Annotated in this window: 20 protein-coding genes; 14 read left to right on the forward strand and 6 right to left on the reverse strand. The window is 68.7% G+C overall.

Features of this window, described 5'->3' with window-relative positions; genetic code table 11:
* Positions 1-4 precede the first annotated feature (4 nt).
* The gene (locus INQ43_RS02445; RefSeq protein WP_194034966.1) at positions 5-430 is read left to right on the forward strand and encodes an RDD family protein; all 426 of its coding nucleotides are present in this window, start codon (positions 5-7) and stop codon (positions 428-430) included.
* Positions 431-437: 7 nt separating this feature from the next.
* Here INQ43_RS02445 and lptG read toward each other — a convergent pair whose 3' ends face one another.
* Positions 438-1550, reverse strand: a complete 1113-nt coding sequence (gene lptG, locus INQ43_RS02450) for an LPS export ABC transporter permease LptG (RefSeq protein WP_194034967.1) — start codon at positions 1548-1550, stop codon at positions 438-440.
* A complete protein-coding gene (gene lptF, locus INQ43_RS02455) occupies positions 1547-2647 on the reverse strand; it encodes an LPS export ABC transporter permease LptF (protein ID WP_194034968.1) in 1101 nt (366 codons plus the stop codon). Before lptF ends, lptG begins: the two co-directional genes overlap by 4 nt.
* Positions 2648-2829: 182 nt before the next feature.
* Here lptF and INQ43_RS02460 point away from each other — a divergent pair, with 182 nt between their 5' ends.
* From INQ43_RS02460 to INQ43_RS02470, 3 genes are read left to right on the forward strand one after another with little or no spacing between them, the layout of a single operon-like run.
* Positions 2830-4332, forward strand: coding sequence for a leucyl aminopeptidase (locus tag INQ43_RS02460; RefSeq protein ID WP_194034969.1), 1503 nt, complete (start codon positions 2830-2832; stop codon positions 4330-4332).
* A 9-nt stretch (positions 4333-4341) separates the two neighbouring features.
* On the forward strand, positions 4342-4773 hold the full coding sequence (locus INQ43_RS02465; protein ID WP_194034970.1) for a DNA polymerase III subunit chi: 432 nt from the start codon (positions 4342-4344) through the stop codon (positions 4771-4773).
* Positions 4774-4826: 53 nt separating this feature from the next.
* Positions 4827-7685: a valine--tRNA ligase gene (locus tag INQ43_RS02470; RefSeq protein WP_194034971.1), complete on the forward strand. Its 2859-nt coding sequence runs from the start codon at positions 4827-4829 to the stop codon at positions 7683-7685.
* Positions 7686-7781: 96 nt separating this feature from the next.
* On the opposite strand, the gene rimI is transcribed toward INQ43_RS02470, so the two are convergent.
* Genes rimI through pssA form a run of 3 tightly spaced genes read right to left on the reverse strand, consistent with a single transcriptional unit; the run spans position 7782 to position 9623 of the window.
* A complete protein-coding gene (gene rimI / locus INQ43_RS02475) occupies positions 7782-8258 on the reverse strand; it encodes a ribosomal protein S18-alanine N-acetyltransferase (protein WP_194034972.1) in 477 nt (158 codons plus the stop codon).
* A gap of 4 nt (positions 8259-8262) precedes the next feature.
* A complete protein-coding gene (locus INQ43_RS02480) occupies positions 8263-8841 on the reverse strand; it encodes a hypothetical protein (protein WP_194034973.1) in 579 nt (192 codons plus the stop codon).
* Positions 8838-9623, reverse strand: coding sequence for a CDP-diacylglycerol--serine O-phosphatidyltransferase (gene pssA / locus INQ43_RS02485; protein ID WP_194034974.1), 786 nt, complete (start codon positions 9621-9623; stop codon positions 8838-8840). The genes INQ43_RS02480 and pssA overlap by 4 nt, the downstream gene beginning before the upstream one ends.
* 85 nt (positions 9624-9708) lie before the next feature.
* Here pssA and INQ43_RS02490 point away from each other — a divergent pair, with 85 nt between their 5' ends.
* The 4 genes from INQ43_RS02490 to INQ43_RS02505 all read left to right on the forward strand — a co-directional run bounded on the left by INQ43_RS02490 (position 9709) and on the right by INQ43_RS02505 (position 15814).
* Positions 9709-10122, forward strand: a complete 414-nt coding sequence (locus INQ43_RS02490) for a DUF4124 domain-containing protein (RefSeq protein ID WP_194037017.1) — start codon at positions 9709-9711, stop codon at positions 10120-10122.
* A 97-nt stretch (positions 10123-10219) separates the two neighbouring features.
* A complete protein-coding gene (gene purL / locus INQ43_RS02495; RefSeq protein ID WP_194037018.1) occupies positions 10220-14209 on the forward strand; it encodes a phosphoribosylformylglycinamidine synthase in 3990 nt (1329 codons plus the stop codon).
* A gap of 234 nt (positions 14210-14443) precedes the next feature.
* Positions 14444-15037 (forward strand): hypothetical protein, encoded by a 594-nt coding sequence (locus INQ43_RS02500; protein WP_194037019.1) that lies wholly within the window; start codon positions 14444-14446, stop codon positions 15035-15037.
* Between the two features lie 210 nt (positions 15038-15247).
* Complete coding sequence (locus INQ43_RS02505; protein ID WP_228062595.1) at positions 15248-15814, forward strand: ECF-type sigma factor; 567 nt, start codon at positions 15248-15250, stop codon at positions 15812-15814.
* 54 nt (positions 15815-15868) lie between these two features.
* Here the strand turns inward: INQ43_RS02505 and INQ43_RS02510 are convergent, their stop codons facing one another.
* Complete coding sequence (locus INQ43_RS02510) at positions 15869-18268, reverse strand: serine/threonine-protein kinase (protein WP_228062596.1); 2400 nt, start codon at positions 18266-18268, stop codon at positions 15869-15871.
* A 186-nt stretch (positions 18269-18454) separates the two neighbouring features.
* On the opposite strand from INQ43_RS02510, the gene gspE reads away from it, so the two are divergent.
* The 6 genes from gspE to INQ43_RS02540 all read left to right on the forward strand — a co-directional run bounded on the left by gspE (position 18455) and on the right by INQ43_RS02540 (position 23560).
* Entirely contained in the window at positions 18455-20167 is a 1713-nt protein-coding gene (gspE, locus tag INQ43_RS02515; RefSeq protein WP_194037535.1) for a type II secretion system ATPase GspE, read from the forward strand.
* 4 nt (positions 20168-20171) lie between these two features.
* The gene (locus INQ43_RS02520; RefSeq protein WP_194037021.1) at positions 20172-21389 is read left to right on the forward strand and encodes a type II secretion system F family protein; all 1218 of its coding nucleotides are present in this window, start codon (positions 20172-20174) and stop codon (positions 21387-21389) included.
* Between the two features lie 62 nt (positions 21390-21451).
* On the forward strand, positions 21452-21886 hold the full coding sequence (gene gspG, locus INQ43_RS02525; RefSeq protein WP_194037022.1) for a type II secretion system major pseudopilin GspG: 435 nt from the start codon (positions 21452-21454) through the stop codon (positions 21884-21886).
* 26 nt (positions 21887-21912) lie between these two features.
* Entirely contained in the window at positions 21913-22398 is a 486-nt protein-coding gene (locus INQ43_RS02530) for a GspH/FimT family pseudopilin (RefSeq protein ID WP_194037023.1), read from the forward strand.
* Positions 22398-22826 carry a prepilin-type N-terminal cleavage/methylation domain-containing protein gene (locus INQ43_RS02535; RefSeq protein ID WP_194037024.1) on the forward strand — a complete coding sequence of 143 codons (429 nt, stop codon included), beginning with the start codon at positions 22398-22400 and terminating at the stop codon, positions 22824-22826. The genes INQ43_RS02530 and INQ43_RS02535 overlap by 1 nt, the downstream gene beginning before the upstream one ends.
* Positions 22827-22864: 38 nt before the next feature.
* Positions 22865-23560: a prepilin-type N-terminal cleavage/methylation domain-containing protein gene (locus tag INQ43_RS02540; protein WP_228062597.1), complete on the forward strand. Its 696-nt coding sequence runs from the start codon at positions 22865-22867 to the stop codon at positions 23558-23560.
* Positions 23561-23608 lie beyond the last annotated feature (48 nt).

Consider the following 23608-nt stretch of genomic DNA (forward strand, 5'->3'; position numbering starts at 1 on the left):
ACAAATGCAGGCCTCCTCGCCGTTGCTGGGCTGGCGACTGCTCGCGCTGGTGTACGACTTCTTCCCGGCGCTGGGGCTGTGGCTGCTGGTCGCGGCGATGTTTGTCGCCGCCCACCACGATGCGATCACCGGCGGCCTGCTCGGCGCGCTGGAATTCATCGCGCTGTGGCTGGTCACTGCCGGTTACGCCATGGCCAGTTGGCGCTTCGGTGGCCAGACGCTGGGCATGCGCCCGTGGCGCCTGCAGGTGGTCGGCGCGGATGGAGACGTGCCGTCGTGGCGCGCGTTGCTTGGCCGCTACGCGGTCGGCAATCTCTCGCTGCTGCTGGGCGGGCTGGGGTTCTGGTGGGCGTTGTGGGACCGCGACGGGCTGACCTGGCACGACCGCGCCAGCGGCACCCGGATGCGGCGTCTGCCAAAGGCGGACTGAGAAGCGCTCAGCCCGAGCGCTTGCGGAACAGCAACATCGACACGCCGACCATGATCACCGTGGGCAAGGCGTACGCAACGCGGAAGTCGAACTTGAACGCGCTGGCCATCTTCACGAACTGGGTCTGCAGCAACCAGAACCCGAGTGCGAAAACGATGCCGATGAACAGCCGTTTGCCCAGCCCGCCGCTGCGCAGGCTGCCGAAGGCGAACGGGATCGCCGCCAGGCACAGTGCCAAGACGTTGAGCGGATAGAACCAGCGGCCCCAGTAATGCTCCTCGTAGTCGCTGGCGTCCAGACCGTTGCGCTGGCGGTAGGCGACCGATTCGTGCAGTTCGCGGGCGGTCAGATAGCGCGGCCGATCGATGTCGGCGCTCAGCGCGGTGGCGTCCAGCTGCGAGTCCCAGCGCTCCTCGGCGACCTGGGTGCGCGTCACCGAGTCGGCGTCAAAGGTGGTCCGGGTGACCTCGCGCAGCAGCCAGCCGCCGGGGCGATGCTCGGCGATCTTGGCGACCGCCAGCGACTGCAGCCGGCCGTCGTCCTCGAACTCGTACAGGCGCACGTCGTTCAGCTCCAGCCAGCGGTCATCGCCGTCGCTGCGCTCCTCGCCGCCCTCGGCATTGAGGATGATCGCGCCCTCGCGGGCCCACACGCCGGAGTAGCGCGCGACGATCAGGTTGTTGGACCGCGACGAGGCCTTGAGGATGTCCGCGTTGCGCTGGCCCAGCGGCGCCAGCGTCTCGCCATTGATGACCATCAACACGGTCAGCAGGGCCAGCGCGATCATCACCGCCAGGGTCATGCGCCGGCGGGAAAGCCCGATGGCCCGCAGCGCAGTGAGCTCCGAGGTGGCCGCCAGCTGCCCCAGCGCCATCAGGGCACCGATCACGGCCGCGGTCGGAAACAGCGTGTAGGCGTGGCGCGGGACGGTGTAGAGCACGTAGGTCAGCGCCTGGACGACGCCGTAACCGCCTTCGCCGACATTGCCGAACTCGCTGACCATCGACAGCATCATGTCCAGGCCCAGCAGCACCGCCCAGGTCAGCATCACCGTCGTCAGCACGGTGCGTGCGAGGTACAGGTCGTGGATCTTCGGAAAGCTCATCGCACGGCCCCTCATGGCGCTGCGCCCTTGCGCAGGCGCAGGCGCGGAATGGCGATCGCGCCGTCCTTGACGTACATCCACACCCCCACCGCCAGCAGCGGGAGCACCAGCCACCACAGCCCGAGCGCGGGGGGAATACGGCCGCTGGCCAGCCAGCCCTGGCCGACCTGCATCAGGTTCATGCCGATCAGGTAGGCGAAGAAGCCCATCATCGCGCCGCCGAACCGGGCCTGGCGCGGCGTGCTGCGCGCCAGCGGCACCGCCAGCAAGGCGAACGCCAGCGTCAGCAATGGCGGCGCCAGGCGTCCATGCAACTGGGCGATGGACGCCCGGCGCGGATCACCCAGCAACTCCAGCGTGGGCATCGTTCGCGGGTCATTCGGGTCGTAGCGCTCCTTGCCGGCCGGCAGGCGCACGTCGTTGCTGGCGTAGCGCATCAGGCGGTAGTCCTTGCCCCCATCCACCGGTCCCTCGACCTGGAAGCCGTTGTCCAGGGTGAGGTAGCGCTCACCGTCGTCCTCCACGCTCAGCGAGCCGGTGTTGGCGGTGGTGACGTCCAGCCGGCCCTCGTTCTGGCGGTAGATGAAGATGCGCTGGAAGCGGGTTCCATCACCGGACATCGAGCCGACATAGACCACACCGCCGCCGCCGGGAATCTCGGTGAAGCTGCCGGGCGACAGGCCGGAGATGACCAGGTTGCGGTTGGCTTCGTTGATCATCTGCCGCGACACGCGCTCGGCCTTGGGGCCCAGCCACAGCGAGCACAGCGCCACGATCACCACCACCGGCAGCACCAGCGCCATGACCGGGCGCAACAGGCGGACCGGACCGACGCCCATCGCGTGGATGACCGGCATTTCCGAGTCGCGGTAGAGCCGGCCGATGCCGAGCATCATCCCCAGCATCAGTGCCAATGGAAGGATCAGCGGCAGCCAGCTCAGCAGCACCAGGCCCAGCTGGCTGAGCATCAGCCCCGCCGGCAACCGCCCGGAGGCGATGTCCTTGAGCACATCGGTGATCACGCCGCCGACGCTGACGACGAGCAACACCACCAGCGTGGCGAAGGTGGATTGGGCGAGTTCGCTCAGCAGGTAACGGTCGAGCTTGAGCATCGGAGGCCTTGGACGTGTGCGCCACGCGGCGCTTTTTTAATAAGACAGGGGCTTGCTTTAGACTTGCAGGTTCGTTCGCTCGCTTCCAGCCTGGTCGAACCGGCCGGTATTGTCGCCCGGATCGGCGCTTTCCGCCGCCGCGACCGCGCGAACGCCTCCTCCCACTTCCCGGAATCTGCTGCATGGCCCTCGAATTCGACCTGAATCATGATGAGCTCGCCACCGTAAAGGCGGACTGCATCGTCGTCGGCGCTTACGCCGACAAGACCCTGAACGCCGCCGGCTCCGCGCTTGACAGCGCGACCAATGGCCGCCTGAAATCCCTCGTGGAGCGCGGCGACGCGAGCGGCAAGATCGGCAAGACCGCGATCGTCCACGACCTCGACGGCGTGACCGCGGCCCGAGTACTGATCGTCGGCCTGGGCGATGCCGACAAACTGGACGCCGCGCAGTACATCAAGGCCGTCGACGCCGCCGCGCGTGCGCTGAAGACCGGTCCGGTCGAGCATGCGGTCTTCGCGATCGCCGATGCGCGGATCAAGGGCCGCGATGGCGCCTGGGCCGTGCGTCAAGCCGCGATTGCCGCCGACCACGCCTGCTACACCTATACCGCCACCCTGGGCGAGAAGAACAAGGCCAAGGCCGGCGAGCCGGGCCTGCGCCGGGTCTCGGTCAGCGTGCCCTCGGGCATGGGCGATGCCTCCAAGGCGTTGGAGCAGGGCGCCTCGATCGCCGCCGGCGTCGCGTTTGCGCGCGAGCTGGGCAACCTGCCGCCCAACGTGTGCAACCCGGCGTACCTGGCCGACCAGGCGGTCGAGTTCGCCGGCCGCTCCGGCGACACCTCCTGCGAGGTGCTCGAAGACACGGACATGGAGAAGCTCGGCATGGGCTCGCTGCTCGCCGTCGCCCGCGGCTCGGCCAACCGCCCACGCCTGATCGCGATGAAGTACAACGGCGCCGGCGACGACAGCAAGCCCTACGTGCTGGTCGGCAAGGGTCTGACCTTCGACACCGGCGGCATCAACCTCAAGGTCCAGGGCGGCATCGAGGAGATGAAGTTCGACATGTGCGGCGGCGCCAGCGTGATGGGCACCTTCGTCGCCGTGGTCGGCATGAAGCTGAAGATCAACCTGGTGGCGATCGTGGCCGCCGTGGAGAACATGCCCGACGCCGACGCCTACCGTCCTTCGGACGTGCTGACCAGCATGTCGGGCACGACCATCGAGGTCGGCAACACCGACGCCGAGGGTCGCCTGGTGCTGTGCGATGCGCTGACCTGGTCGAAGAAATTCGAGCCGGTCGCGCTGGTCGACGTCGCCACCCTGACCGGGGCGTGCATGGTCGCGCTGGGCAAATATGCCAGCGGGCTGATGACCAAGACCGACGATCTGGCCGAGGAGTTGCTGGCGGCCGGCGAGAAGACCTACGACCGCGCCTGGCGCCTGCCGCTGTGGGACGAGTACCAGACGATGCTGGAGTCCAGCTTCGCCGACGTCTACAACATCGGCGGCCGCTGGGGCGGCGCGATCACCGCCGGCTGCTTCCTGTCGCGGTTCACCGAGGACCAGCGCTGGGCGCACCTGGACATCGCCGGCAGCGGCAGTGAGGAAGGCAAGCGCGGCATGTCCACCGGTCGCCCGGTCGGCCTGCTCAGCCAGTGGCTGATCGACCGCGCCGCGCAGTAAGCACCGACCGTGCGTGCCGATTTCTACCTGATCCAGAAGCCGCGGTTCCGCGAGGAGCCGCTGCTGCTGGTCTGCGAGCTGGCCCGCAAGGCCCAGCAGGCGGGGCAGGCGTGCATCGTGCTCGCGCGCGATGCCGCCCAGGCCGAGAAGCTCGACGACCTGCTGTGGTCCTTCGATCCGGACGCCTTCATCCCGCACCAGATCGTCGATCCGGACATGGAGGAGGGCGACGATGAGGAAATCGAGGTCCTCATCGCCGCGCCCGAGCACGACGTGGCCCTGCGTCCGCTGGTGATCAACCTGCGCGACGCGGCGGTGGATGGCGCGTTCGAGCGCGTGCTGGAGGTGGTGCCCGCCGACGATTCCGCGCGCGGCCCGCTGCGCCAGCGCTGGGTCCAGTACAAGGACCGCGGTTTCACCCTCAACAAGCACGACATGTAGCCGACGGCGCCCGGTCCACGGGTGCCTGTGTTCCCTTTTCCGCGACGATCCCGATGACCGACACCCTGGCCTCCAGCTACGACCCGACCCAGTTCGAAACCCGGCTGTACGAGCAGTGGGAGGCCAGCGGCGTGTTCAAGCCGAGCGGTCAGGGCGAGCCGTACAGCATCCTGCTGCCGCCGCCCAACGTCACCGGCACCCTGCACATGGGCCACGCCTTCCAGCACACCCTGCAGGACGCGCTGGTGCGCTACCACCGCATGCGCGGCTTCGACACCTTGTGGCAGGTCGGCAGCGACCACGCCGGCATCGCCACCGAGATGGTGGTGGCACGCAACCTGGGCGCGGAAGGCAAGGGCGAGACCCGCGACTCGCTCGGCCGGGACGGCTTCATCGACAAGGTCTGGCAGTGGAAACAGCAGTCCGGCGACACCATCGAGCGGCAGATGCGCCGCATCGGGGCCTCCGGCGACTGGTCGCGCAGCGTGTTCACCATGGATCCGATGGCAGCCGAGGCGGTCATCGAGGCCTTCGTGAAGCTGCACGAGCAAGGCCTGGTCTATCGGGGTCAAAGACTGGTCAACTGGGATCCGGTGCTGAAGACCGCGATCTCCGACCTGGAGGTCCTCAGCGAGGAGGAAGACGGTTTCCTGTGGTCGATCCGCTACCCGCTGGCCGACGGCGCCAGCTACGAACACGTCGAGCAAGACGCCGACGGCAACGAGACCCTGCGCGAGACGCGCGACTACCTGGTCGTTGCCACCACGCGCCCCGAGACCATGCTGGGCGACACCGCGGCGATGGTGCACCCGGACGACGCCCGCTATGCCGGCCTGGTCGGCAAGGACGTGGCCCTGCCGCTGACCGGGCGCGAGATCCCGGTGATCGCCGATGACTATGTCGACCGCGAGTTCGGCACCGGCGTGGTCAAGGTCACTCCGGCGCACGACTTCAACGACTACGCGGTCGGCCAGCGTCACGGCCTGCCGCTGATCAACATCTTCACCCCCGACGCGGCGACCAATGACGACGTTCCCGAGCCGTACCGCGGCCTGGACCGTTACGGGGCGCGCAAGGTCGTACTCGCCGATCTGGAGGCCCAGGGCCTGCTGGTGGAGACCAAACCGCACAAGCTGCAGGTGCCGCGCGGCGACCGTACCGGCCAGGTCATCGAGCCGTACCTGACCGACCAGTGGTTCGTGAAAATGGACACCCTGGCTCAGCGCGGCCTGGAGCTGGTCCAGGGCGTGGATGGCCAGCCGGGCGCAGTGAAGTTCGTGCCGCCCAACTGGATCAACACCTACCGCCACTGGATGGAGAACATCCAGGACTGGTGCATCAGCCGCCAGCTCTGGTGGGGCCACCGCATTCCCGCCTGGTACGGTGATGACGGGCGCATCTTCGTCGGCCGCGACGAGTCCGAAGCGCGTGCGTTGGCCGACGCGGCCGGCTACACCGGTGCGCTGCGCCAGGACGAGGACGTTCTGGAGACCTGGTTCTCCTCGTCGCTGTGGCCGTTCAGCACCATGGGCTGGCCGAATGCGCAGCGCATGGAGGAGCGCGGCTTCGAGCGTTTCGTGCCGTCCTCCGCGCTGGTCACCGGCTTCGACATCATCTTCTTCTGGGTCGCCCGGATGATCATGATGACCGACCACTTCACCGGCCAGGTGCCGTTCAAGGACGTCTACATCACCGGCCTGATCCGTGATGCGCACGGCCAGAAGATGTCCAAGTCCAAGGGCAACATCATCGATCCGCTGGACCTGATCGATGGCATCTCCGCCGATGACCTGGTCGCCAAGCGCACCACCGGCCTGATGCGGCCCACCGATGCCCCCAGGATCGAGAAGGCGACCCGCCGCGAGTTCCCGGAGGGTATTCCGGCGTTCGGCGCCGACGCGCTGCGCTTCACCATCGCCGCGCTGGCCACCCACGGTCGCGACATCCGCTTCGACATGGGCCGCGCCGAGGGCTACAAGAATTTCTGCAACAAGCTCTGGAACGCCACCCGGTTCGTGCTGATGAACACCGAGGGCGCAAGCTTCAGCGGCGTGCCGCAGCCGCAGACCGATGCCGGGCGCTGGATCCTGTCGCGGCTGGACCAGGCGGCCGCGCTGGCCGAAAAGCATTTCGCCGCCTACCGCTTCGACCTGCTGGCGCAGACCCTGTACGAGTTTGCCTGGAACGATTTCTGCGACTGGTTCGTCGAACTGGCCAAGCCGGCCCTGCACGGCGAGGACAGCGAGGCCGCCCGCAACACGCGCCACGTACTGCTGTACGTGCTGGAGCGGCTGCTGTGCCTGCTGCACCCGCTCATCCCGTTTGTCAGCGAGGAGCTGTGGCAGTCGGTGGCGCCGCGTCTGGGCATCGACGGCACCACGATCATGCTGCAGCCGTATCCACAGGCCGGCGACATCAGCGTCGACGACGCCGAGCGCGCAACCGCCGACGTGGAGTGGCTCAAGGCGATGGTGTCCGCGGTCCGGCGGGTGCGCAGCGAGCTCAACGTGGCGCCTTCCAAGCAGGTCACCCTGCTGCTGGCAGGCGCCTCCGACCGCGAGCGCGAGCGTACCGCCCGCTTCCATGGCTCGCTGTCGTTCCTGAACCGGCTGGAGCGCATCGAGTTCATCGATGACGTCGCCAACGCGCCGGCCGCGGCAACCGCGGTGGTCGGCGAACTCAAGCTGCTGGTCCCGCTGGAAGGGCTGGTCGACCTGGACGCGGAGCGTGCGCGGCTCGACAAGGAACTGAAAAAGGTCGAGGTCGAGATCGGCAAGTGCAAGGGCAAGCTGGCCAGCGAGACCTTCGTCAACAACGCGCCGCCGGCGGTGGTCGAGCAGGAGCGCAAGCGCCTGGGAGACTGGAACTCGCAGCGTGAGGCCTTGGCGGCGCAGCGAACCCGGCTGGGATAAGCTCCGCGGCGAGCGCTGGCAGGGTCCCCGTTTCGCAGGTTTCGCTTTTAGCCTTCGCCTTCGCACGGGCGCGGCTGGCCGTGCAGAAGACGCCGATCAGTCGTCGTTGAACAGTTCCAGTGCCATCACCAGGGCATCCTCGCGGCCCTTGCGCGCCGGGTAATATCGCGGCCGGCGGCCGATCTCGTTGAAACCCTCGTCGTGGTACAGCGCAATCGCGTGTGGATTGCTCGGCCGCACCTCCAGGAAGATGCGTTGTACGCGACGCGCCCGCGCGATCTGCAGCAGCACGTGCAGCAGTGCGCGGCCGTGGCCTTGGCCCTGCAGCTCGGGGGCGATGCAGATGTTGAGGATGTGCGCCTCGCCGGCGGCGATGCTGAGCAGGAAGTAGCCGACGATGGCGCCGTCGCGTTCGACCACCCGGGCCGGGTAGTCCGAGGCCAGGCAGTCACGGAAGATGCCCTGGGTCCACGGAAATTCGTAGGCGCGCACTTCCAGCGCGTGCACCGCAGCCAGGTCCTCCGGGCGCATCGGCCGGTGGGGCAGTGGTTGCAGGGACGGTTCGGCAGCCATGCGCTCACCCGTTGCGGTTGCGGCGCGCCTTGCGCATCTGCTGCCACAACGAGCGCTTGGTCGCAGGTTCGGCGCGCAGGCGGACCAGGTCGATCCGCCAGGCCTGCGCTGCGACCTCGAACACAGGTGCCTCCATGCCGCTGGCGCGGAGGATCGCCAGCACGAGTGGGTCGTCGCTGGGCAGCAGCGTCGGGCGCGCTGCGCGCCGCGCGCCGCGGGCGGCTTCCAGCGCGGCTTTCTTCGCAGCCGCATCCGTGCGCGAGGCTCCGGCTGCCGGAGCACCGGCAGCCACTTCAGACGTCTCGCCCGGTTCCATGAGCGGTGTTGCTGGGGCCGGGCGCGAAGAGTGCTCCGGCCTGGTGTCCGCCCGGTCGCGAAGTGCATTGGGTGGCGTTCTGGCCGTCGGTTTCCCTCTGCTGGATTGCTGCGCCACTTCGCCCCCCGCTGCGCTGGACGCAGCGGCGAGCTTCTTCTCATCCAGCGTCGCTGGCTGCGCCTGCAGCGAAGGATCACCGGCCAGCAGTAAAACCGGATGCCCGAGTGCGTGCAGCCATTCGTGTTGCTGGAACGTCCACAGGCTCATGGCGTCGTCGCTTCCACCGGCGTTCGGCGCGCGCGCCGGTAGATGGCGTGTACCGGGCCCGACATCGCGTACAGCGCGATGATCGCGAGCAGCACCCGCGGCGGATCAATGGCGATGGCCGCCACCACCGCGACCACCACCAGCACGGAAAGGAACGGCAGGCGGTCGTGCTTGGGTCCGCCACCCTTGAAGCTGAAGTAGCGGATCGGACTGACCATCAGCAACGCCGCGACGACGGTGGCGAACACGGCCAGATAGCGCAGTTCGACCCCCGAGTAGCCCATCGCGAAACAGGTCCAGACGAAGCTTGCGAGCAGACCGGCGGCAGCCGGGCTGGCCAGGCCGATGAACCAGCGCTTGTCGACCTGGCCGACCTGGGAGTTGAACCGCGCCAGCCGCAGCGCTGCGCAGGCGGCATACAGGAACGCCGCCACCCAGCCGATCTTGCGCGCGGTGACGCCGTCCAGCGACATGGAGGCCAGCGACCAGTGATACATCACCAGCGCCGGGGCCAGGCCGAAGCTGATCAGGTCGGCCAGTGAGTCGTATTGCACGCCGAATTCGCTCTGGGTGTTGGTCAGACGCGCCACCCGGCCGTCCAGCCCATCGAGGATGGCGGCGACGAAAATCGCGATGCAGGCATTGTCGAAATGCCCCTGGGTCGCGGAGATGATGGCGTAAAAGCCGGCAAACAGGCCGCCCGTGGTGAACAGGTTGGGCAACAGGTAGATACCGCGGGGGCGCTGGCGTGGCGGGGGGGTAATCGGTTGCGTAGGTTCCATTTCAGCAGTCTAGCGCTTGCTTGCGTTGCGGCGGGATGCTGCAATCATGGCAATGCCATCCCCCAACACCGCAATGGAAGCTCTCATGACCGGTCTGCCTGCTCTGCCTGTACGCCGTCTCGCGGCCTGCCTGTGCCTCGCCTTCCTGATGGTGGCGTTGCCGCTCTCGGCCGGTGAGCTGTTCCAGTGGAAGGATGCCAGCGGGGTCACCCATTACTCCGATGCGCCGCCGCCCAGCGGCAAATACCAGAATCGGCGTATTACCGACGCGGGCGCCGGCACCGCCAGCGAGACGACCGCGCAGGCGCCGGTCGAGAACAGCCAGTGCACCACCGCGCGCGCCAACCTGGCGCTGCTTGAGGGCGACGGCCCGATCCAGATGCAGGGCAGTGATGGCAATGGCGATGGCACCGCCATGAACGCAGAACAGCGCGAAGCGCAGAAGCAACTGGCCCAGGCAGCGATCAACGCCTACTGCAACGGCGCTTCCGACCAGTAACAAGCTCCCACAGGCCTCGCCCGAGCTTCGCCCGGCCGCGCGCGCCTGCACGGGCTGACTTACAATGGTCGGCCCGTCGACCTGTGGTTTTCCGCACATGATCGTGCTCGAGGGCGCCTCCGCCCTGTCTGCGTTCCGACGCGAACGTCTCCAAGCCCGGCTGCAGAGCCACCACCCCGACGTGCGCCTGCTGGGCGCCTGGCCGGTGTACTGGGTCAAGCCCGACCGGGGCGCACGGGTGGATGGCCCGGTGCTGGGCCGGATCCTGCAGGCCGGGCCGGAGTTTGCATCCCGCCAGGACGGCGCGGTCTCGCGTTTCGTCACGCCGCGGCTGGGCACCCTGTCGCCGTGGGCGAGCAAGGCGACCGAGCTGGTTCGTGATGCCGGGCTGCCGGTGTATCGCGTCGAGCACGGCACCCGCTTCGACCTGGCCGGCTGGCCGGAGGATCCCGCGGTCTGCGAGCGGCTCGCCGCCGAGCTGCACGACCCGATGACCCAGTCGCTGCTGTCCTCGCGTGAGGCGGCGCTGGCGCTGTTCGAGGTTCCGCAGCAGGTCGCGCTGGAACGGATCGAGCTGGATGGGCTGGAGGCGGCCAACAGCCGTCTCGGCCTGGCCCTGGCCGATGACGAGATCGCCTACCTGCGCGAGCGTTATGCGGAGCTGGGCCGCGCGCCATCCGACGTCGAGCTGATGATGTTCGCCCAGGCGAACTCGGAGCACTGCCGGCACAAGATCTTCAACGCCAGTTGGACGATCGATGGCATCGACCAGCCGATCTCGCTGTTCGGGATGATCAAGCACACCCACGCGACCACGCCGCAGCACACCCTGTCGGCGTACAGCGACAACGCGGCCGTGGTGGCGGGCTACCCCAGCCAGCGCTTCCGGCCCGATCCCGTCAGTGCCGGTTACCGCCTCGAGGCGGAGGTGGATTCCGCGTTTTGCATCAAGGTCGAGACCCACAACCACCCCACGGCGATCTCGCCCTTTGCCGGCGCCGCCACCGGGGCCGGCGGCGAGATCCGCGACGAGGGAGCCACCGGCCGTGGCGGCAAGCCCAAGGCCGGCCTGTGCGGCTTCACCGTCTCGCACCTGCGCATCCCGACCTTGCCGCAGCCCTGGGAAGGCGAGCGCGCACTCAACCCGCGTATGGCCAGTGCGCTGGAGATCATGCTCGACGGCCCGCTGGGCGCGGCGGCGTTCAACAACGAATTCGGCCGCGCGAACCTGACCGGCTACTTCCGCAGCTTCGAACTGGCCGATGCGGCCAGCGACGCGACGACGCTGACGCGCGCCTACGACAAGCCCATCATGCTCGCCGGCGGCCTGGGCGCGATGGACCGCATCCAGGTCGAGAAGCTCGGCCTCAAGCCCGGGCATGCGGTGGTGGTACTGGGCGGGCCGTCGATGCTGATCGGCCTTGGCGGCGGTGCCGCCAGTTCGGTGGCCTCCGGCGACAGCGACGAGGCAGTGGACTTTGCCAGCGTCCAGCGCGACAATCCGGAGATGGAACGGCGCTGCCAGGAAGTCATCGACAGCTGCGTGGCGCTCGGCGCGGACAACCCGATCGACACGGCACACGATGTCGGCGCCGGTGGCCTCTCCAACGCGATCCCCGAGCTGCTGCACGACTCCCGCCTGGGCGGAGTCATCGACCTGGCCAAGGTGCCCAGCGACGACCCGTCCCTGTCGCCGATGCAGCTGTGGTGCAACGAATCCCAGGAGCGCTACGTGCTTGGCATTGCTGCCGACCGCGTTGCCGAGTTTGCGGCGATCTGCGAGCGCGAGCGCTGTCCGTTCGCCGTGGTCGGCCATGCGACCGCCAATGAGCGGCTGGTGGTGGGCTACGGGGTGACGGTGGACACCATCTACGGCGCGGACGGCGCCACGGCCCCTGCGGATGCCCGGGTTGCGGCGGACGCTGTCGTCCACCCGATCGACCTGCCGATGGACGTGCTGTTCGGCAAGGCGCCCAAGATGCATCGCGACACCCGTCGCCCCGCCGCGCCGGCCTGGCCATCGCTGGCCTGGGACGGCCTGGACCTGCGCGACGCCGCCCTGCGCGTGCTCGCCCACCCGGTGGTTGCGGCCAAGCAGTTCCTGATCACCATCGGCGACCGGAGCGTCGGCGGCCTGACCGCGCGCGACCAGATGGTCGGTCCGTGGCAGGTGCCGGTGGCCGATTGCGCGATCACGTTTGCCGGTTTCAGCGGCTTTGCCGGTGAGGCCATGGCGATCGGCGAGCGCACCCCGCTGGCATTGCTGGACGCCGCGGCGTCCGCGCGCATGGCCGTTGGCGAGGCGATCACCAACCTGTGCGCGGCGCCGGTGGAATCGCTGGAGCGGATCAAGCTGTCCGCCAACTGGATGGCCGCCGCCGGTCACGACGGCGAAGACGCCCTGCTGTTCGATGCGGTCAAGGCGGTGGGCATGGAGCTGTGCCCGCAGATCGAGTTGAGCATTCCGGTCGGCAAGGACTCGCTCTCAATGCAGGCGCAATGGGACGTGGACGGTACGTCGCACAAGTCCGTATCGCCGGTATCGCTGGTGGTCAGCGCGTTTGCGCCGGTCACCGACGTGCGCCGCCAGCTGACGCCGCTGCTGAGCTCCGGGCAGGACTCCGAGCTCTGGCTCATCGGTCTGGGCGCAGGCAAGCAGCGCATGGGCGGCTCGGTGCTGGCGCAGGTCCATCCGCACGCCACGGCCGGCGGCAGCGCGCTGCCGGCGTTTGCCGGGCAGTCGTCCGAGGACGGCCGCCGGACCTCGGGCGTGCCGGACCTGGACGATCCCGAGCGCCTGCGCGCTTTCTTCGAACTGATCCGCGACGCTCGCGCCGCCGGCCTGCTGCAGGCCTACCACGACCGTTCCGACGGCGGTGCGTTCGCCACCCTGTGCGAGATGGCGTTCTGCTCGCATACCGGCCTGGACATCAACCTGGACGGCTGGGGCGAGGACGCGTTCCGGACGCTGTTCAACGAGGAACTGGGCGCGGTCGTGCAGGTCAACGCGGACGACCGCGTCGAGTTCGCCGACCTGCTGGCCCGCCACGGGCTGGTCGATTGCGCCCAGCGCATCGCGCGGCCAAGCACCGCGGCGGGCATCCGCGTGCACGGCGGCGGCGAGCTGCTGGCGCAGTGGGCCTGGGACGAACTATTCGATGCATGGTGGTCGACCACCCACGCGATGCAGAAGCTGCGCGACAACCCCGAGTGCGCCGACCAGGAACGCGCGGCAATGCGCGATTTCAACGCGCCCGGCCTGTCACCGAAGCTGTCCTTCGATCCGGCCGAGGATGTGGCCAGCGCCTTCGTCCACGTCCAGCGCAGGCCGCGGGTCGCGATCCTGCGCGAGCAGGGTGTCAACGGCCAGATCGAGATGGCCGCGGCGTTCGACCGCGCCGGTTTCGAGGCCGTCGATGTGCACATGAGCGACCTGATCAGCGGCCGGCTCGCGCTGGACGGATTCAAGGGTCTCGCCGCCGGTGGCGGTTTCAGCTACGGCGACGTGCTCGGTGCGGGCCGTGGATGGGCCACCTCGATCCTGGAGCACGCGGCCTTGCATGACGGTTTTTCCGCGTTCTTCCAGCGCGAGGACACGTTCACCCTGGGAATCTGCAACGGCTGCCAGATGCTGAGCCAGTTGGGCTCGATCATCCCGGGAGCGGGCCACTGGCCGCGGTTCCTGCGCAACCGCAGCGAGCAGTTCGAGGCCCGCCTCAGCCTGCTGGAAATCGCCGACTCGCCGTCGATCTTCATGGCCGGCATGGCCGGCTCGCGGATTCCCGTGGTGGTCTCGCACGGCGAAGGCCGCGCGGCGTTCGCCGATCCGGCCGACCAGACGGCGGCGCACCCGGTTGCGCGCTATGTCGCCGCGGGTGGACAGCCGGCGGTGGATTATCCGGCCAACCCGAACGGCTCGACCGATGCGATCGCCGCGGTGACCAGTACCGATGGCCGGGCGACGATCCTGATGCCGCATCCCGAGCGCACCCTGCGCACCGCCAACCTGAGTTGGGCCCCCTCGGAGTGGAGCGAGGATTCGCCGTGGCTGCGGATGTTCCGCAACGCGCGCGCGTTCACCGGCTGAGTTTCCAGGACGGGGCGGGCACTCCGCCCCGCCCCGTCTTTTTTCCGCGCTTTTGCCCGATTGTCCGGAGCGGCTCCCCGACGACGTACACCCCTACAAGCAACGGCCACTCACCGGCCAGGGTTGCGCGGAGGCATTTCGATGGGGGTCGTGATGCAGGCGTTGGGAAAAGGAGGCCGCCGCGGCCCCAGGTTTGGCGCCGGGGTCGCCAACGCGCACGCAGTTGTGGGCGTGATGGCCCTGGTGCTGGCGGCACTGGCCGGCTGCGCGGCCGATCACGGCGCTGCAGTTCCCGAAGCCGCGCTGCTGCAGCCCGCAGATGACCTGCGCAGCGCACCCTGCACGGTGGTGACAAGGGATATGGTGTCTGCCGCTTTCTCCATCGATCCCGCGCTGATCGAGCAGTCCTCGATGTCGTCGCTGTGCGTCTATCGCTGGGAGGGCGGGGACGAACTGCTGGATGTCACGGTCCACGTCACTGCCGTGGAACCGGATGAGCGGCACGCGCGGGCGGCGTTCGAGGACGCGACGTCGGGCCGGGGCACGGGGTCATCGTCCCGGGACGTCGGGCCCTTCGAGGATGTGGATGACGTCGGCGACCAGGCCCGGTTCGACACCGTCAACAGCGACCTGCACGTCCTCAATGACCGGGTCTATTTCACCCTCAACGCCTATTTCGGCCCGGCGATGGAGCTGGCGACATCGCCCGGGGAGCCGGCTAACGCCATCGACGCGCGCACGCAATGGTGGCAGGCCACGCTGCCGCAGCGCCGTCATGGGACGCAGACGCTGGCATCGGTCTGGATGGACGAGGACAGGCGCCGCTGAACCGTCCCGGGCCACCGCGTGGCCGCCGCTGACGCGCGCGGTTCCTCCCTCCCGAGCCCACCCTTGGGCCGCGTGCGCCACCGCGGTGTATCCTCCGGCCCAAGGGAAGGCGACACAGGTATCTGTCGCGCATTTGCGAGGAGGGACTCCGGGATGGAGAAGGGGAGCGGACCGGGTCGACCCGGAACGGACGATGAGCTTGAGCCGGACATGGCCGGTGCGGGCGCCGCCGAACTGGCGCCGCTGTTGTATCCGGACCTGCGCCGGGCGGCGCGGGGCATACGTGCCCGCTCGTCGGGCAGCGCGCTGCAGACGACCGCCTTGATCCATGAGGCCTACCTGAAGATGGCCAGCGTCGGGCCGTGGAAGTCGCATCGGCACTTCCTGGCATCTGCCGCGGTAGCAATGCGCCACGTAATGGTCGATGAGGCGCGATCCCGATTGCGACTGTGCCGGGGGGAGGGCCGGACCCCCATCTCACTGGATGATCCCGACAACTACACGCAGGCGCAGCAAGCGCTGATGGTCACCGAGTCGGAAACGCGCGTAGTGGTGGGCGATGCGGTCGAGCAGCTGGCGGCGATCGAGCCGCGCATGGCCAGGGTGGTCGAGTGCCGGTATTTCGCGGGCTACACCGAAGTGGAAACCGCCGACATCCTCGGCGTCACCGAGCGCACCGTGCGCCGGGACTGGATCAAGGCGCGCGCGTGGCTGCAAAAGGAATTGGGAGACTACCGCGGCGTAACCGATCCCGCGGACGAGGGCGCGACGTCCTGAGCCGATGGAGGCGGTTGCGGCAAGAGGCGTGTGCAGCGAGCTTCGTGTCCGCGCTCATTCGCGCCATTGCTGCTGGAGCGCGTCCAGCTGCGCCAGGTGGGCGGCACCGGCCGGGCCCATCGCCTGCAAGCGTTCCCGCGCCAGCTTGAGAGCGGCGGTCGCCCGCTCGGCGCTTCCCTCGCCGTGCTCGACCCGTGCGCGGGAGATCTCGAGCATCGCCGCGAACGGATGCTCCGTGCCGAAGGTCTCCATGATCGAGGGTCCCAGGCTGTCGAGCTTGGCGCGTGCCTCCGCGATCTCGCCGCGCCCGACCATCGCATCGACCAGCCCCAGGCCCGCGGCCAGCGCGATCGTCCCGGTCTCGCCGCCCGCATGCTCGCGTCCCATCGCAATCGCTTCGCGCAGCAGAGGGACGGCCTCGTCGTGGCGACCCAACTGGACGAGTGTCTTGCCCAGGTTGTTCATCAGGGCTGCCAGCGCACCGGACGGCCCGTAGAGCTTGCGACGCAACTCCAGCGCGCGGTAGAAGATTTCCGCAGCCTCTTCGCGGCGGCCCGATTGCACGGCGGCACTGGCCCAGTTGTTCAGCGTATTGAGTGCGTCGGAACTGTTTTCCTGGCCGAGCGTCTGCCAGATGGCGTGTGCGTGCTTCAACTGGACGATCGCGTCGTCCAGCCGTCCCAGCTGGTAATACGCCAGACCGAGGTTGTTGATCAGCACCGCGGTGTCACGGTGCTGCAGGCCCGACAGTTCGACGCGTTCAGGGAGCGCCTCCTCCAACGTGCGCAGGGCAAGCTCGGCATCCCCCTGTGCCCTTTCGATCTGCGATTGCAGCAGACGGCTGTCCAGCAACTCCGCGCGGAACCTGTCGGGTCCGGCCTTCCAGAACGTCTGCGCCTGGTCGAGCAGGTCGCGCGCCTGGGCGGTCTGGCTCTCGCGGAAGCTGACCTGCGCCAGATCGTGCATCGCCATCGCGCGCACGTGCTCGGCGACACCGGCATCGTCTCGCAGCAGGCGTACCAGCAGCGGGCGTGCCCCGGTGTAGTCGTTGATCTGGAAGTACAGCTCGGCCAGGGCCAAAGCGACGTCCGCGTAACTTTCCGGATCGTCGGCGAACTCCTCGTGGACGCGCTCGGCGGCGCGATCGAGCACCGACTTGGCGGTGACTTCCTCATGCTCCTGGGTGCCGCTGGCGGAGCGGAACATCAGCGTCAGGTACTGGCGCACGGCGTTGTTGCGCACCGCTTCGCGGCGCGCGTGGTCGCGCTCGATGGTGGCCTGGCGGCCCTGCCACGCGACCCCCACGAGACCCAGCGCGAGACTGGCGAACACGGCCGCGGCCAGCGCGTAGGCGACGCGGTGGCGGCGGATCCGGCAGCCCATCCGGTAGCGGAGCGTCTGGTTCCTCGCGGCCACCGGGTGCTGCGCCAGATGTGCTCGCAGGTCCGAGGCCAGCTCGTCCACCGTGCGGTAGCGCTGCGCCGGATCGACCTGCAGCGCTTTCAGCACGATCGCATCCAGATCGCCGCGCAGCGATTTGCGCAGCGCGCCGTCGACCCGGGTGCTCGGCGCTTGTGGCGCCGGCAGGGAGAGCCGTTCAAGGGCGCGGATCTGCGGCGCGCCGGTCAGCTGCCAGGGGCGTTCGCCGGTCAGCAGCTCATGGAGGATCACGCCCAGCGAGTAGACGTCGGTTGCAGTGGACACCGGAGCGCCGGTGAGTTGCTCGGGCGCGCAGTAATCGGGCGAGGCGTGGGCGGAGGGAGTGACCTCGCCATCGCGCTCGCGGGCCGGTGCCAGGTGCTTGGCGATGCCGAAATCCAGCAGCTTCAGCCGCCCCTCGGGCGTTACCAGCATGTTGCCCGGCTTGAGGTCGCGGTGGATGACCAGGTGCTGATGGGCGTGGCCGACCGCCTCGCAGGCCTGCAGGACCAGCGCCAGCTTGTCCGTCAGTCCCAGTCCCGCGACCCGTGTCAGGGGCACCCCTTCCACGTACTCCATTACCGCGAAAGGGACACCCTTGAATTCGCCACCGTCGAGCAGATGGGCGATGCCGGGATGCTCCAGCCCCGCGAGGATCTGGCGTTCGGCGACGAAGCCGGCGCGGTCCTCCGCCGACTCCATTCGCATCAACAGCTTGAGTGCGGCGCGCTGGTCAAAGTCCTCGCCAAAGCGGTGGGCCATGTAGACCTCGCCCATGCCGCCACGACCGAGCAGCTCGTCGATCTCCCAGCGCCCGACGCGGGTTCCCGGCGCCAGCAGCGCGGGCAGGGGCGCGCGCAACGCGTCAGCGTCGACGGTGTGGGTGTCCGCGTCGTGCAGCAGCGCCTCCACCTGGGCGCGGATTTCCGCATCGGGTTCCAACTCCCCCAGTTCGCTGGCACGGGCTTCCGGTGCCAGTTCGACAACCAGGTCGAACAGCTCCCACACGCGTTGCATCCGCTTTGCGTCCTGCATCGAACCCTTCCCCGTTTCCCTGATGGGGGTACGCATAGCGGTGCCGGTCCCCGGACCTGCGTTCCGCTCTCCCCCGAGTGGTTCCGATCATAGCCAAAGGCGGCGCCCGGCCGCAGTCCGCAGCCGCGTGCAGCTGATAAAGTCGAGCGTTCGAGGCGTCAGGGAACCCACGTGGAAACTGCTGGAATCATTGCCCGGGTTGATGACCTGGACCGCGGGGTCGATGCCCCACTGGTCGATTCGCTGCTTGCCAAGGGACGGCTGAAGGATGTCGATCTTGTGCGCGCGCGACGGCTGCACGCGGAGACCGGTGGCAGCCTGCTGGCGCTGCTGGCCCGGCTGGGCCTGGTCTCCGAGCGCGACCACGCCGAGACCGTGGCCGAGGTCCTGCAGTTGCCCCTGGTCAGTGCCAGGGACGTGCCCGAGCTACCGCCCGAGGGTGTCGCGCTGACCACCAAGTTCATGAAGCAGTTCGCGATCTGCCCGGTGGCGGAAACCGCGGACGCGGTCGAGGTGCTCGCGGCCGACCCGCAGGATCCCTACACCCTGGACGCCGTGCGCCTGGCGACCGGCCGGGAGGTGCGCGCCAGCGTGGCCCTGCGCTCGGAGATCGATGAGCTGATCGAGCGCTGGCATGGCCAGGGCCGCAGCGCGATGGGCACCATCATCGAGACCGCCGAGGGCGAGAGCGGCGGTGACCTGGACGACGTGGAGCACCTGCGCGACCTCGCCTCCGAGGCGCCGGTGATTCGGCTGGTGAACCTGGTGATCCAGCGCGCGGTGGAGCTGCGTGCCTCGGACATCCACATCGAGCCGTTCGAGAACCGGCTCAAGGTGCGCTACCGCGTCGATGGGGTGCTGATCGATGGCGAGAGCCCGCCGGTCAACCTGACCGCGGCGGTGATCAGCCGCATCAAGATCATGGCCAAGCTCAACATTGCCGAGCGACGGCTGCCGCAGGACGGGCGGATCATGCTGCGCGTGCAGGGCAAGGAACTCGACCTGCGCGTGAGTACCGTGCCGACCGCGCACGGTGAATCGGTGGTGATGCGCCTGCTGGACCGCGAATCGGTGGTGCTGGATTTCCACCGGCTGGGCTTCACAGATGAATTCCTGCCGCAGTTCGAACACGTGTTGCAGCAGCCGCACGGGATCCTGCTGGTGACCGGGCCGACCGGCTCGGGCAAGACCACCACGCTGTACACCGCGCTGAGCAAACTCAACACGCCCGACGTGAAGATCATCACCGTCGAGGACCCGGTCGAGTACCAGATCGAAGGCATCAACCAGATCCAGGCCAAGCCGCAGATCGGTCTGGACTTCTCGCACGCGTTGCGCTCGATCGTGCGCCAGGATCCGGACATCATCATGATCGGCGAGATGCGTGACCTGGAAACCGCGCGCATCGCGATCCAGTCCGCACTGACCGGCCATCTGGTGCTGAGCACGCTGCACACCAACAACGCCGCCGGCGGCATCACCCGCCTGCTGGACATGGGGGTGGAGGACTACCTGCTGACCTCCACCATCAACGGCATCCTCGCCCAACGCCTGGTGCGGCGGCTGGAGCCGACCCACGCCGAGCGCGTCCCCGCCACGGCTGAGGAGATCGAGCGCTTCGAGCTACGCCGCTACCAGCCCGAGGGCGAGATCCTGCTGTACCGCCCCAAGCCGTCCGCACTGGCGCCGACCGGGTATCAGGGACGCACGACGATCATGGAATTCATGGTCATCAACGATGCCCTGCGCAGCGCGGTGATGCGCCATGCCGGCATGGGCGAGATCGAGCGCATTGCCCGCGACGGCGGCATGCGCACGATGTACGAGGACGGCATCCTCAAGGCACTGGCGGGAATGACCACGATCGAGGAAGTCCTGCGGGTCACCGAGGACGCCTGAGCCGATGGCAATCTACAGCTACAAGGCGATCAACGCGCGCGGCGAGATGCTCGACGGCCAGATGGAGGCCGCCAGCGGCACCGAGGTCGCGGCGCGCCTGCAGGAGCAGGACCATCTGCCGGTGGAGGCACGCCTGGCCAGTGAAGGCAGCGGCCTGCCGGCGTGGCGGACGCTGTTCAAGCCGCGTCCGTTTGCCGGCGAGCGCCTGGTCCAGTTCACCCAGCAACTGGCGACCCTGCTTGGCGCCGGCCAGCCGCTGGACCGCGCGCTGACGATCCTGCTGGAGCTGCCAGAAGACGAGACCGCGCGGCGGGTGGTCAGCGACGTGCGTGACGCGGTGCGCGGCGGCGCGTCGCTGTCGACCGCGCTGGAACGCCAGCACGGCACGTTTTCGCGGCTGTACGTCAACATGGTGCGCGCCGGCGAGGCGGGCGGCAGCATGCACGAGACGCTGTCGCGCCTGGCCGACTACCTGGAGCGCTCGCGGGCGATGCAGTCGCGGGTCATCAACGCGTTGATCTACCCGGCGATCCTGCTGGTGATGGTCGGACTCAGTCTGCTGTTCCTGCTCGGCTACGTGGTGCCCCAGTTCGCCCAGATGTACGAGAGCCTGGACGCGCCGCTGCCGGGCTTCACCAAGATCGTGCTTGGGGTCGGCCTGTTCGTGCGCGACTGGTGGATCATGCTGGTGGTGATTCCGGCAGTGGCGTTGCTGGTGTTTGATCGCAAGCGCCGGGATCCGGCATTCCGCGCGAAGCTGGACGGCTGGCTGCTGCGCCGGCGTTTCTTCGGCGACCTGGTCGCCAAGGTCGAGACCGCGCGGCTGGCCCGTACGCTGGGTACGCTGGTGCGCAACGGGGTGCCCTTGATGGCCGCGCTGGGGATCGGCCAGAAGGTGCTGGGCAATCGCGTGCTGGCCGCGGATGTCGCGACTGCCAGCGACGAGGTCAAGAATGGCGTTGCCCTGTCCACTGCGCTCGCGCGTGGCAAGCGATTCCCGCGCCTGGCGCTGCAGATGATCCAGGTCGGCGAGGAATCCGGCGCGCTGGATACCATGCTGGTCAAGACCGCCGAGACCTTCGAGCACCAGACCTCGGTCGCCCTGGACCGCATGCTCGCGGCGCTGGTGCCAATTGTTACCGTCGTCCTGGCTGGACTGGTCGGGGTGGTGGTGATGGCGGTGCTGACGCCGCTGTACGACCTCACCAGTTCGATCGGATGACGCGCGCACCTCCGATGGCCGGCTCACCGGCAAGCACTCTTTCCCCCAAAGGACCTTCAACAATGCGCAACAAACGTTCCCTGACCCGTTCCCCCGCCGCCGCCTCGCAGGGCGGCATGAGCCTGATCGAGATCATCATCGTGATCGTGCTGATCGGCGCGGTGCTCACCTTCGTCGGCTCGCGCGTGCTCGGCGGCGCGGACCGCGCCAAGGCGAACTTGGCCAAATCCCAGGTGATGACGCTCGGGCAAAAGGTCGAGGCGTTCCAGATGGACACCGGCCGGCTGCCGACCACGCTGGATGAGCTGGTGACCGCGCCCGGCAACGCCGCCGGCTGGCTGGGACCGTACGCCAAACCGGCCGAGCTGAACGACCCGTGGGGCCATCCGGTGGAATACCGGACGCCCGGTGAAGCCGGTCCGTTCGATCTGGTCGTGCTGGGCAAGGACGGCAAGGTCGGCGGCACCAGCGTCGACAGCGACATCCACTACGACTGACCTTGCGCGCGCTCCTGCCAGCGGACATGCGCATCGGGGGGGGCGCGGGACCATCGTCGAGCCGGCGCCAGCGGGGCATTTCGCTGCTGGAGATGCTGCTGGTGATCGGCCTGATCGCCGGCGCCAGCCTGCTGGCAGCTGCGGCCTTCAGCGGCGGCATGAAAGGCACCCAGCTGCGCGCCGCGGTGAAGGAGGTCGCCTCGCAGTTGCGGTTCACCCGTACCCACGCGATCGCGGCCGGTGAGCCGCAGCGCTTCGTGATCGATCCGGCCGCGCGAACCTGGCAGGCGCCCAAGGGCCGCGCCGGCACCATTCCGGCCGCGATCAATGTGCGCTTCATCGGTGCCCGCCAGATCCAGCCCGCCGAGGGGCAGGGCGCGGTGATGTTCTTCGCCGACGGCGCCGCCACCGGCGGCCGGGTGCAGCTCAGCCGGGATGGCGCGGTGTGGGACATCGACGTGGCCTGGCTGACCGGGCAGGTCAGCGTGAAACGGGCCGGGAGCGCGGATTGATGCGGTCGGCCAGAACTCAGCGCGGATACACCCTGATCGAGGTGATCGTCGCCTTCGCGTTGTTGGCGCTGGGCCTGACCCTGCTGCTGGGGACCCTGTCCGGCGCCACCCGGCAGGTGCGCTGGTCGGCGGATGCGGGACGCGCGGCGCTGCACGCGCAGTCGCTGCTGGACACGGTCGGCATCACCGAACCGCTGCAGCCCGGGCGACGCGATGGCGATTTCGAGGACGGGCGCTACCGCTGGACCCTGTCGATCGCGCCCTGGCAGGACCCGGCATTGGCCAACCTGCCGCAGTCCCCGGCAGACCAGCGCTTGCTCGAGCTGGATATGGCCGTGCAGTGGGGCGCGGCTGGCCCGGGCGAGCAGTTGCAGGTGCGCAGTTTGCGGCTGGCCCCGCCCGATGCCGCTGTGGGCGGTGTCCAGTGAGGCGTTCTGTGGAAACAGGAGAAGGGGTGCGCGGGCGATTGGCTATCGCAGGCCGTTGCGACGGCATCATTCGTGGGGGACCGGCGAGGGCGAGGGGGCGCGGCTTCACCCTGGTCGAGGTGATGCTGGCGACGGTCCTGCTCGCCGCCGGGCTGGCACTGGCGTTTGCGACGCTGGCCGCGGCCAATCAGACCGCGACCCGCGGCGAGGCGCTGGCCGAGCGCAGCGAGCGCCTGCGCGCGGTGGAGGGGTTCCTGCGCAGGCGCATCAGCGCGGCGCGGCCGGTGGCCTTCCACACCGGCCAGGCCAATGAGCGTCCGCAGCGCTTCCTCGGCGAGGCCGAACGGATGCGCTTCGTCGCCGACCTGCCCGATTACCTGGGCCGCGGTGGCCCCTATTCGCATGATTTCCAGGTCGAGCGCAGCGAAGGCTTCTATCGGATCGTGCTCGCGCTGGACATCGTGTCGGCGGGGGAAACGGTGGAGGACCCACGTGGCCGTGCCCCTGACATCCTGGTGGACGGACTGCGCTCAGCCCGCTTCCGCTATCGCGGAATCAATCCGGAAACCGGCGAGCTGGACGCGTGGACCGACCGCTGGGCCGCGGTCGACCGCTTGCCGGTACTGGTCGAGGCCAGCCTCACCGATGCCGATGGCAGCCACTGGCCGACGCTGGTGGTGGCGATCCCGCAGGCTCTGGGTGTCGGCTCCGGCCATGCAGGCAGCGGCTGGTGAAGCCGGTCGCCCGCCATCCGCATCCATCCTCGCGACGCCGCAGCAGTG

Source organism: Lysobacter sp. H23M47 (genome assembly GCF_015209765.1).
Classification (GTDB): domain Bacteria; phylum Pseudomonadota; class Gammaproteobacteria; order Xanthomonadales; family Xanthomonadaceae; genus Novilysobacter; species Novilysobacter avium.

Excerpts from the sequence above, each read along its gene's own strand:
- INQ43_RS02445 (WP_194034966.1), top strand. The coding sequence starts at position 5 with ATGCAGGCCTCCTCGCCGTTGCTGGGCTGGCGACTGCTCGCGCTGGTG.
- lptG (WP_194034967.1), bottom strand. The coding sequence starts at position 1,550 with ATGAGGGGCCGTGCGATGAGCTTTCCGAAGATCCACGACCTGTACCTC.
- lptF (WP_194034968.1), bottom strand. The coding sequence starts at position 2,647 with ATGCTCAAGCTCGACCGTTACCTGCTGAGCGAACTCGCCCAATCCACC.
- INQ43_RS02460 (WP_194034969.1), top strand. The coding sequence starts at position 2,830 with ATGGCCCTCGAATTCGACCTGAATCATGATGAGCTCGCCACCGTAAAG.
- INQ43_RS02470 (WP_194034971.1), top strand. The coding sequence starts at position 4,827 with ATGACCGACACCCTGGCCTCCAGCTACGACCCGACCCAGTTCGAAACC.
- rimI (WP_194034972.1), bottom strand. The coding sequence starts at position 8,258 with ATGGCTGCCGAACCGTCCCTGCAACCACTGCCCCACCGGCCGATGCGC.
- INQ43_RS02480 (WP_194034973.1), bottom strand. The coding sequence starts at position 8,841 with ATGAGCCTGTGGACGTTCCAGCAACACGAATGGCTGCACGCACTCGGG.
- pssA (WP_194034974.1), bottom strand. The coding sequence starts at position 9,623 with ATGGAACCTACGCAACCGATTACCCCCCCGCCACGCCAGCGCCCCCGC.
- INQ43_RS02490 (WP_194037017.1), top strand. The coding sequence starts at position 9,709 with ATGACCGGTCTGCCTGCTCTGCCTGTACGCCGTCTCGCGGCCTGCCTG.
- purL (WP_194037018.1), top strand. The coding sequence starts at position 10,220 with ATGATCGTGCTCGAGGGCGCCTCCGCCCTGTCTGCGTTCCGACGCGAA.
- INQ43_RS02500 (WP_194037019.1), top strand. The coding sequence starts at position 14,444 with ATGGCCCTGGTGCTGGCGGCACTGGCCGGCTGCGCGGCCGATCACGGC.
- INQ43_RS02505 (WP_228062595.1), top strand. The coding sequence starts at position 15,248 with ATGGCCGGTGCGGGCGCCGCCGAACTGGCGCCGCTGTTGTATCCGGAC.
- INQ43_RS02510 (WP_228062596.1), bottom strand. The coding sequence starts at position 18,268 with ATGCAGGACGCAAAGCGGATGCAACGCGTGTGGGAGCTGTTCGACCTG.
- INQ43_RS02520 (WP_194037021.1), top strand. The coding sequence starts at position 20,172 with ATGGCAATCTACAGCTACAAGGCGATCAACGCGCGCGGCGAGATGCTC.
- gspG (WP_194037022.1), top strand. The coding sequence starts at position 21,452 with ATGCGCAACAAACGTTCCCTGACCCGTTCCCCCGCCGCCGCCTCGCAG.
- INQ43_RS02530 (WP_194037023.1), top strand. The coding sequence starts at position 21,913 with ATGCGCATCGGGGGGGGCGCGGGACCATCGTCGAGCCGGCGCCAGCGG.
- INQ43_RS02535 (WP_194037024.1), top strand. The coding sequence starts at position 22,398 with ATGCGGTCGGCCAGAACTCAGCGCGGATACACCCTGATCGAGGTGATC.